Origin of the sequence: Phenylobacterium sp. (genome assembly GCF_036264965.1) — a bacterium.
GTDB lineage: Bacteria > Pseudomonadota > Alphaproteobacteria > Caulobacterales > Caulobacteraceae > Phenylobacterium.
Window position 1 is genome coordinate 33,963 of the sequence record NZ_DATAPY010000025.1, and the last position, 8,437, is coordinate 42,399.

At 71.7% G+C, this 8,437-nt stretch carries 11 protein-coding genes and 2 tRNA genes; 6 read left to right on the forward strand and 7 right to left on the reverse strand.

Annotated features, from left to right (window positions below; all coding sequences use genetic code 11):
* Positions 1-483 carry a DUF3828 domain-containing protein gene (locus VHS75_RS03255; RefSeq protein WP_329637168.1) on the reverse strand — a complete coding sequence of 161 codons (483 nt, stop codon included), beginning with the start codon at positions 481-483 and terminating at the stop codon, positions 1-3.
* A gap of 74 nt (positions 484-557) precedes the next feature.
* On the opposite strand from VHS75_RS03255, the gene VHS75_RS03260 reads away from it, so the two are divergent.
* The 5 genes from VHS75_RS03260 (at position 558) to VHS75_RS03280 (ending at position 4,260) form a co-directional block, all read left to right on the forward strand.
* Positions 558-1,262, forward strand: coding sequence for a uroporphyrinogen-III synthase (locus VHS75_RS03260; protein ID WP_329637169.1), 705 nt, complete (start codon positions 558-560; stop codon positions 1,260-1,262).
* Complete coding sequence (locus VHS75_RS03265; protein ID WP_329637170.1) at positions 1,259-2,128, forward strand: COG4223 family protein; 870 nt, start codon at positions 1,259-1,261, stop codon at positions 2,126-2,128. The genes VHS75_RS03260 and VHS75_RS03265 overlap by 4 nt, the downstream gene beginning before the upstream one ends.
* Positions 2,125-3,651 (forward strand): heme biosynthesis HemY N-terminal domain-containing protein, encoded by a 1,527-nt coding sequence (locus VHS75_RS03270; protein WP_329637171.1) that lies wholly within the window; start codon positions 2,125-2,127, stop codon positions 3,649-3,651. Before VHS75_RS03265 ends, VHS75_RS03270 begins: the two co-directional genes overlap by 4 nt.
* Before the next feature lie 53 nt (positions 3,652-3,704).
* Positions 3,705-3,780: transfer RNA gene (locus VHS75_RS03275), tRNA-Thr, on the forward strand.
* Positions 3,781-3,810: 30 nt separating this feature from the next.
* Complete coding sequence (locus tag VHS75_RS03280; RefSeq protein ID WP_329637172.1) at positions 3,811-4,260, forward strand: hypothetical protein; 450 nt, start codon at positions 3,811-3,813, stop codon at positions 4,258-4,260.
* Between the two features lie 6 nt (positions 4,261-4,266).
* Here VHS75_RS03280 and VHS75_RS03285 read toward each other — a convergent pair whose 3' ends face one another.
* The 3 genes from VHS75_RS03285 to VHS75_RS03295 all read right to left on the reverse strand — a co-directional run bounded on the left by VHS75_RS03285 (position 4,267) and on the right by VHS75_RS03295 (position 5,796).
* Positions 4,267-5,010 carry a Sir2 family NAD-dependent protein deacetylase gene (locus VHS75_RS03285; protein ID WP_329637173.1) on the reverse strand — a complete coding sequence of 248 codons (744 nt, stop codon included), beginning with the start codon at positions 5,008-5,010 and terminating at the stop codon, positions 4,267-4,269.
* Between the two features lie 190 nt (positions 5,011-5,200).
* Positions 5,201-5,485, reverse strand: a complete 285-nt coding sequence (locus VHS75_RS03290) for a DUF167 family protein (RefSeq protein ID WP_329637174.1) — start codon at positions 5,483-5,485, stop codon at positions 5,201-5,203.
* Positions 5,486-5,490: 5 nt separating this feature from the next.
* Positions 5,491-5,796: a YggT family protein gene (locus VHS75_RS03295; protein ID WP_329637175.1), complete on the reverse strand. Its 306-nt coding sequence runs from the start codon at positions 5,794-5,796 to the stop codon at positions 5,491-5,493.
* Between the two features lie 130 nt (positions 5,797-5,926).
* Here VHS75_RS03295 and VHS75_RS03300 point away from each other — a divergent pair.
* Positions 5,927-6,002: transfer RNA gene (locus VHS75_RS03300), tRNA-Ala, on the forward strand.
* 73 nt (positions 6,003-6,075) lie between these two features.
* Here VHS75_RS03300 and VHS75_RS03305 read toward each other — a convergent pair.
* The 3 genes from VHS75_RS03305 to VHS75_RS03315 all read right to left on the reverse strand — a co-directional run.
* On the reverse strand, positions 6,076-6,411 hold the full coding sequence (locus tag VHS75_RS03305; RefSeq protein WP_329637176.1) for a hypothetical protein: 336 nt from the start codon (positions 6,409-6,411) through the stop codon (positions 6,076-6,078).
* 74 nt (positions 6,412-6,485) lie between these two features.
* A complete protein-coding gene (locus VHS75_RS03310; RefSeq protein WP_329637177.1) occupies positions 6,486-7,439 on the reverse strand; it encodes a DUF1206 domain-containing protein in 954 nt (317 codons plus the stop codon).
* An 11-nt stretch (positions 7,440-7,450) separates the two neighbouring features.
* Positions 7,451-8,437: DNA polymerase (locus VHS75_RS03315; RefSeq protein WP_329637178.1), on the reverse strand; the 987-nt coding region annotated here is incomplete at its 5' end.

Sequence of the window (8,437 nt, forward strand, 5' to 3'; positions counted from 1 at the left end):
TCAATCCTTCGGGTGGGAGATGCGCAGGCTTCGCGTCAGAAACGAGACCAGGCTCGGCATCTCGGCGGTGTGGACATCGCTGACGCGCCAGTGCCCCTGAACGGCGGCCAAGTCCAGCGTCACCGTCCGCCGGTCGGCTGCGATCCGGAAGCGGACCGTCGCGGTGGCGTGGTGGCCGTCGCCGCCCTCGACCTTCACGTCCGTCAGCTTGAGGCCGGCGGAATCCTGGCAATCGCAGATCGGATCGCCGTCGAGGTTTGGGGCGTCGCCCGCCGGCGTCTGGGCGGCGTCGCGCCGGATCAGCCGCAGCAGCGGCCGCGCGAAGACCGCGCCCGCCTGCCGGCCCAGATAGTCGGGCCGGGCGCTGTGGTAGGCCGCGTAGAGGCTGCGCACGAAGGCGTCCGCGGACGCCGCGTCCTGTGCGGCAGCCGTGCTCGCGGTCCCCAGCAGGGCGACGACCATCGCACGGGTCAGAGCTTGCATTGCGGTTCCTCGGCGCCCGACCTCGGCGTAACACGGTTTGCAGAAGGTTAAGGCTCTGGCGCACAAGATGGGGCATGGCACGCCGTCGACAAAGAATCTGGATCACCCGCGCCCAACCCGGAGCGGACGCCACCGCCGAGCGGGTGCGCGCGCTGGGGCATGAGGCGGTGATCGCGCCGCTCCTGGTGGTGCGCCCCTTGCCGGACGTGCAGATCGACCTTGGCGGCGTGGCCGCCCTGGCCTTCACCAGCGCCAATGGCGTGCGGACCTTCGCCGACATCAGCGCCGAGCGAAGCCTGCGGGTCTTCGCGGTGGGGGCTGCGACCGCCCAGGCCGCGCGCGCGGCGGGGTTCAAACTGGTGCTGTCGGCGGACGGCGACGTGGAGGCCCTGGCCGAGGGCATCGGACAGCGGCGCGGCGAACTGCGCGGCGCGGTGCTGAACCCCAGCGCCGCCGAGCCCGCGGGCGACTTGGTGGGCGCGTTGGAGCGGCAGGGCGTCGCCGCCCACCGCGTCGTGCTCTACGAGACCGCGCCCCTCAAGCTGGAAGACGAGGCGGTCGCCCAGCTGGTGACCTGCGACGCGGTTCTCCTGCATTCGCCGCGCGCCACCCAGGTGCTGGCCGCCCTTCTGAAGACAAATCCGGCCCCGAAACTGCGGGCGCTCGGCCTCTCCAAGGCCGTGCTCAAACCCCTTATGCGCGTCAAGATCGGGTCGCGCGTCTTTCCCTCAATGCCTCTCGAAGGGGCGCTGCTGAATCTGATAGACCGCACCCCATGATCCCGCCCACCGACGCCTCGGACCTCACTGCGCCGAAGGATCCAGCCGAGTACCGCCCGCGTCCGCTGCTCGGCGTGACCTTCTGGGCGATGATCGCGCTCATGCTGCTGTGCGTGCTCGCCGGCGTGGCCATCGCCAACTTCGGGCCCAGGTGGTTCGGGCCAAAGCCTCCGGCCAGGCCCGCGGAGGCGCCGGCCGCGGTGGAGCCCGCGCCCGCCGCTGCCTCCGCCCCGGCGGCGACGCCCGCCATCGCCCTCGCGCCCGCGGCGCCCGCCGCCGACATCGCCAGCTTGGGTGCGCGCGTCGCGACCCTGGAAACCCAGCAGTCCCATACGTCCCAGGCCGCCGCCGCCGCCCTGGCCGCTTCCGCGGTGGTCGAGGCCACCCAGGGTTCCGGTCCCTTCGCCGACGAGCTTTCCAGCCTGCGGGCGATCTCGCCGCCCTCGCCGGAGCTGCAGGCGCTCGCCCGTCTGGCGGTCGTCGGCGCGCCCAGCCGCACGGCGCTGGCCGCCAGCTATCCCGACTACGCCGCCCGCGCCGCCAGCGCCGCCCGCGCGCCAGGCGACAAGGCGGGCCTGGGCGACCGCATCGTCTATGAGCTCTCCCGGGTGGTGACCCTGCGCCAGGTGGGCGACGTGGCCGGCGACGGCGTCGACGCCGTCCTAGCCCGCGCCGAGCGGCAGGTGGAGGACGGCGACCTCGACCGGGCGCTGCGCACCCTCGACAAGCTGCCCGCCGGGGCCAAGGACGCCATGGCCCCGTGGCGCAACCGCGCCGAGCGCCGGGCCGAGATCGACCGCAACGCCTTCGCCCTGCGCGCCCGGGCGCTCCAGACCTTGGCCAGCGAGGCGAGGGGCGGCGCATGATCCGCGCCAGCCTCACCATCCTCTTCGTTGCGGCGGTCGCCGTGGCGGCCCTGGCGCTGACCGGCGACGCCGGCCGCGCCAGCGTGGTGTGGCTGGGCTGGCGCGCCGACATGACCGCCGCCGTCGCGGTGCTGATCGTCCTTTTCGGCGCCCTCTTGACCACCGTCTTCTGGCGCACGCTTCTGTGGATCCTGGCCGCGCCTCAGCGGGCCGAGCGCGCCCGCGCCGAGGCCCGCCGCCGCCAGGCCAACGAGGCCCTCACCCGCGGCTTCGTGGCCGCCGCCGCCGGCGACGGCTCCGAGGCGCGGCGCCTGGCGCAGAAGGCCGCCGACCTCGCCGACGAGACCCCCGGGCTGGTCCGCATCCTGGCCGCCCAGGCGGCCGAGGCCGCCGGCGACGTTGCCGCCACCCAGGCCGCCTATACCGCCATGCTGGGCTTCCCCGACATGCGGCTGGCCGGTCACAAGGGTCTCATGCAGCTGGCCCTGGCCCAGGGTGAACGCGAGACGGCGCTGCGCCACGCCCAGGAAGCCTTCAGCGAGACCCGCAGCGCCCGCTGGGCCTGGCGCGCCCTGCTGGAGGCCCGCCTCGCCGCCGCCGAATGGAGCGCGGGGCTGGAGCTGGTCAAGAACGCCGCCGACCGCAAGATCGTCCCGCCGGTCACCGCCGAGCGGGCCCGCGCCGCCCTGCTGGCCGCGCTCGCCGCCCAGCTCTCGGCGTCGAACGAGCCCAAGTCCCGCAACCAGGCGCTCGACAGCGCCGTGGAGGCCGCCAAGCTGCAGCCGGGCTTCGCGCCCGGCGTGGTGATGGCCGCCCGCCTGCTGGCCGACGACGGCAAGACCGGCCGCGCCACGGCCGTGCTGGAGAACGCCTGGAAGACTGCCCCGCACCCGGCGCTCTGGCTCGCCTTCCGCGACCTGAAGACCGACGAGACCCCGGCCGAACGCGCCCGGCGGCTCACCGAACTGGCCGCCCAGAACCCCAACCATCGCGAAAGCCGCATCCTCGGCGTCGAGCGCGCCCTGGTTACTGGCGACGCCACGGGCGCCCGGACGGCCCTGGCCGCCCTCGACGAAGAGCTGGTGACGGCTCGGATCGCGGGCTTACGCGCCCGCGTCGCTTACGCCTGCGCCCAGCCCGACGAGGCCAGGCTGTGGCTGGCCCAGGGGATGAACGCCGCACAGGAGCCGGACTGGTCCGACCTTGACCCGGAAGGCCGCGCCTTCGCCTATCAGCCGGCGGACTGGGCCCGGCTGGTGATCACCTACGCCGAGACGGGCGAGCTCATCCACCCGCGCCACGAGCGCCGCGAGCGCGGCCTGAATGCGCTTCCGGAGCTGCCCATTGCCTACGCCGACGCCGCGGCTTTCCTGGGGCCCGATGGCCGCGAGCCGGTGCTCTATCCCCTCGACGACGAGGGCTATGAGGACGAGGACGCGGCCGCCGCCGAACCCGCGCCGGCGCCGGCTCGACGACGCCGCGGCGCGAGCCGCTTGGCGAGCGGGCCGAGAGCCGCTAAATAGGCGCTCCTTCGCGGCCGGGCCTCCCGGCCGCAACCGGATTCAAAGGCCCATGGGCCGCCTTAGCTCAGCCGGTAGAGCGGCGCATTCGTAATGCGTAGGTCAGGTGTTCGAGTCACCTAGGCGGCACCATCCCTTCTTCCCCGTTTCGAGGTATCCCCGATGCAAGCCTTCGCCGCGCCGTTGCTGATGGCCGTCACGCTTGGCGCCGGCGCGCCCGCCTTCGCGGCGACGACCGCTCACGCGCCGGCCCACGCCGCCGCGAGCAGCGGGGTCACCTCCGATATCCGCTGTCTGCTCACCATGGCCCTGCTCAGCCAGGACAAGACGCGCCAGCAGCCCGCGCTGATCGGCACCTATTTCTTCGCCGGCCGGATCAACGCCCGCGCGCCGGGTATCGACCTGCCTGCCGCGGTGAAGGCCGAGGAGGCCAAGTTCACCAAGAACGACCTGCAGCCCGAGCTGACCCGTTGCGGCGCCATGATCCAGGCCGCCGCCGCGAACCTGCGCAACAGCTTCGTCGGTCCCGGCGGCCCGCCGCCCGCAGCGCCGGGTGCAGCCCCCGCGCCGGCTCCGGGGCCGGTTGCGCCGCCGGCCGCGGCGCCGAAGTAGCCGCTTTCAGTTCGCCGGGACGGCGCCGGTCATCGCCGGGCCGATCTCGTCGTGCAGCACCAGGTCGGCGTAGCCGTCCAGGTCGGTGGGCTCGCGGTTGACGATGGCCAGCGTCGCGCCGTTGCGCTTGGCCAGCAGGGGAAACCCGGCGGCCGGGTGAACCACCAGCGACGAGCCCAGCACCAGGAACGCATCGCAATCCAGTGTCGCGGCCTCAGCGCGGGCCATGGGTTCGGCCGGCATCGCCTGGCCGAAGGAGATGGTGGCGGTCTTCACCAGTCCGCCGCAGCGGCGGCAGTAGGGGATCTCGCCGGCCTTCAGGAAGCTCTCCTTCAGCTCCGCCAGCTCGTGCCGCTCCCCGCAGTCCAGGCACTTGGCGTAGCTGGCGTTGCCGTGCAGCTCGATCACCTGATCGGCGGGCACGCCTGAATCCTGATGCAGGTTGTCGACATTCTGGGTGATCACCGCCGTGGCCTTGCCTTGGGCCACCAGCCGGGCCACCGCATGGTGTCCGGCGTTGGGCGCGCGTCCGGTCCAGCCGGCGCGGCCGGAGAAGGCCCGCTCCCACGCCTCGCGGCGGCGCGCCGGGTTGCCGACGAAGTCCTGGAAGTAGATCGGCTTCATCCGACTCCAGACGCCGCCGGGGCTGCGGAAGTCGGGGATGCCGGACTCGGTGGAGATGCCGGCCCCGGTGAACACCACCAGACGCTTGGCGTCGGCGATCAGGCGGGCGAGATCGGCGCGGGACATGACGGCCTATTTGGCGCCGCCGGCTTCGATAGACCAGGGGGGAAGGAATTGGCCGGCCCGACGTCTGTCGGGGGGATGCCAGGGTGTCGCCGGACCGGCCCGTGACCTCTTCGGCGGGGGGATGGCCGAAGGATCGCTGCGATAAACCGACACCCGCGCGATAGGTTCCGAACGCCGTTCGGAAATTGCTTCAGCCGCCGGGCGGCGGACCGAAGGCGGCGGCCAGGGCGGCGGAATCCAGGCCCTCGACCTCGATCCGCTTGAGGCGCGCGGTCTGGCCGGCGACCAGTCTGAGGGCGGACTTCGGCCGCCCGAGCGCCTTGGCCAGTAGGGCCAGCACCGCGGCGTTGGCCGCGCCGTCGGCGGCCGCGGCGGCGACGCGCAGTTTCAGGACCGGGCGTCCGTCGGCGTCGGCGATCCAGCCCTCGACCGCATCGCGCCCGCCGCGGGGCATGACGCGGACGACGATCTGCATCGGCGCTAGTGCAGGACCGCGATAATCGGTCCGAAGGCCAGGGGCAGCAGGAACTGGCGCACCCCCTGGATGACCAGCAGGATGATGATCGGGCTGATGTCGACGCCGCCGATCGGCGGGATCACCTTCTGCACCGGCCGCAGGATCGGCCGGGTCAGGGCGTCCAGGAAGCGGGCGATATTATAGACGAACTGGTTGCGCAGGTTGATGACGTCGAACGCCACCAGCCACGACAGGATGGCGCTGATGATGATCGCCACCACGAGCAGGCCAAGCAGGCCATCGACGATGAAGTAGAGGAAGGAGCCCATGGCCCGCTTCTAGCGGGGTTTGCGGCGCCGGCAAAGCCAAGCCGCGAAGGGGCGCGGCGCCGCAGGGTCCGACAGCGGCTTGACAGAGGCGGGGCCAAAAGGGTTATTCCGCGCCTTCCTGGTCTTCCAGGGGGCCGTAGCTCAGATGGTAGAGCGCCTCGTTCGCAATGAGGAGGTCAGGGGTTCGATTCCCCTCGGCTCCACCAGGACCCCCAATTCAGCCAGCCGTCCGGCGCACAGACCCCCCGCTCAAGCGAAGTGCCTGCGCGCCGTCTGGCGTTAGGTGGCCGGCTTGCTCATCAGTTCGCCCACCGTGCGCCGGTAGAGACCGAGGGTGATCCCCGCGATCGAGGCGCCGAAGGTCGCCACCCCGATGCCGCCGAAGATGGCGGCCAGATAGACGCCCACGTCCGGAATCGCCTCGAGCGACTTCGAGCCCACCGCCAGGACGATGGAGATGACGAAGACGCGCATGTTGTCTTCGGCTGAGTTGCCCACGCCCGAGATGGCCCCAAGAACGAGAAGAACGACCGCGGCGTAAGGAATCGTCGTGAAGGCGGCGACGATCGCTACGAGTACGGCGACCGCGCGGGCGGCTGCGTAGAGTTTTCCCATCTGTATTCCCCCTGATTCGCGTCTGATGCGCGAGGTCAGGGGGAGGCTCGATCTTTTTGACTCCATCGTCAATATCACACTGTTCTGTGAGCGGAGGACCGGGGCGCACGGTCCTTCTCAATCGCGCCCGGTGCCTCACCCTGGCGAAGCGCCGCCTCTGGGCGGATCGGGCGGTACCAGGCCTCCACGAAGGCGAAGACGCCGAAGGCCACGACGCCTAGGGCGACCAGGGCCAGGACCGCGTCGCCGAAGGTCTGGGCGTGCAGGGCGCCCAGGGCGCTGCCGACGCCGCGCGCCTCGGCGGCGCGCTCGTGCCAACCAGCCCGAAGCATGAAGAACCCCACCGGCAGCATGGCCAGGCCGCGGCCGAAATAGCCCACCCGCGCCAGCCAGCAGGCCCAGGAGGTTACCTTCGGCTGGCACTTCAGGGTCGAACCGAAGTTGTCGAAGATCGCCCGCACCGCATTGCCGACCCCGCAGGCCAGGATGAAGAGGCCGAGCAGGATCACCAGCTTGGGCCCGAGCGGCCAGGTCATCACCTTGGCCACCCGCTCGCTGGTCTTCTCCAGCTCGGCGTGGCGCAGGTCGTGCAGGGTGTCGATGATCCCGAAGATCGACACCGCCAGGCTGCCGTAGATGACGCCGCTGAGCGCCTGGCCCAGACGGCTCGCCAGCGCCTTGGGGCCGCTTCCCTGGTTGTCGGCGTCGAACACCGCCTGCAGGGCGCGCCAGCCGGCGAAACCGTAGAGCCCCAGGCCGGTCAGCCACAGCAGCACGACGCCGAGCGGCCACCGGGCCCAGGCCTTGAGCGCGCCGATCGCCCCGTGCGGGTGCGGCGCCAGCCCGATCGCCGCCAAAAGGGCGATCGCCCCGATGCTGAGATAGACCACCCCGCGCGCCACATAGCCCAGCCGCGCGGCCATCTCGGCGGTCGCGGCCCAGGGCGCCGCGGCGAACCGCCGGCGCAAACGCGCGAAGACCCGGATTCGGGGCAGGGCGGCGGCGGTCGCGGCGGCCTCCCCAGTCATCCGGAGCTCTCCTAGTGGGCGTCGTCCCAATTGGCCGCCGCGCGCGCGTCGACCACGAGAGGAACGGTCAAGGCGACCGCAGGCTCCGGCGCCTTTTCCATAATTCGCCTGGCGACGGCGATCACGGCGTCGGCTTCCGCCTCCGGCGCCTCGAAGATCAGTTCGTCATGCACCTGCAGCAGCATCTTCGCGGTGAGGCCGGCTTCGCGCAGCGCCGCGGGCATGCGCACCATGGCGCGGCGGATCACGTCGGCCGCGGCGCCCTGGATCGGGGCGTTGATCGCCGCGCGGTCGCCGAAGCTCCGCTCGGCCGGCGATTTCCCCTGGGCGGCCGGGATGTAGACCTTGCGGCCGAAGATGGTGGTCACGAAGCCCTCGGCGCGGACCTGGCGCTGCATGCGGTCCATGTAGGTCCGGATGCCGGGGAAGCGCTCGAAGTAGGTCTTGATATAGGCCCCGGCCTCTTCGCGTGGGATCGACAGCTGGTTGGCCAGACCAAAGGCCGAGATGCCGTAGACGATGCCGAAGTTGATCGCCTTGGCGCGACGCCGCGTCTCGGCCGGCATGCCTTCCACGGGCACGCCGAACATCTCCGAGGCGGTGAGCGCGTGGATGTCGATCCCCTCAGCGAAGGCCTTCTTGAGCTGGGGGATGTCGCCGATGTGGGCCAGCAGGCGTAGTTCGATCTGCGAATAGTCGGCGCTGATCAGCACATGGCCCGGCTCGGCGATGAACGCCTTGCGGATCTTGCGGCCTTCCTCGGTTCGGACCGGGATGTTCTGCAGATTGGGGTCCGAGGAACTCAGGCGCCCGGTGGTGGTCGAGGCCAGGGCGAAGGAGGTATGCACCCGCCGGCTGCGCTCGTTCACCGCCAGCGCCAGGGCGTCGGTGTAGGTGCCCTTGAGCTTGGCCAGCTGGCGCCAGTCGAGCAGCACGCGCGGCAGAGCATGGCCCTGGGCGGCCAGATCCTCCAGCACCCCGGCGTCGGTGCTCCACAC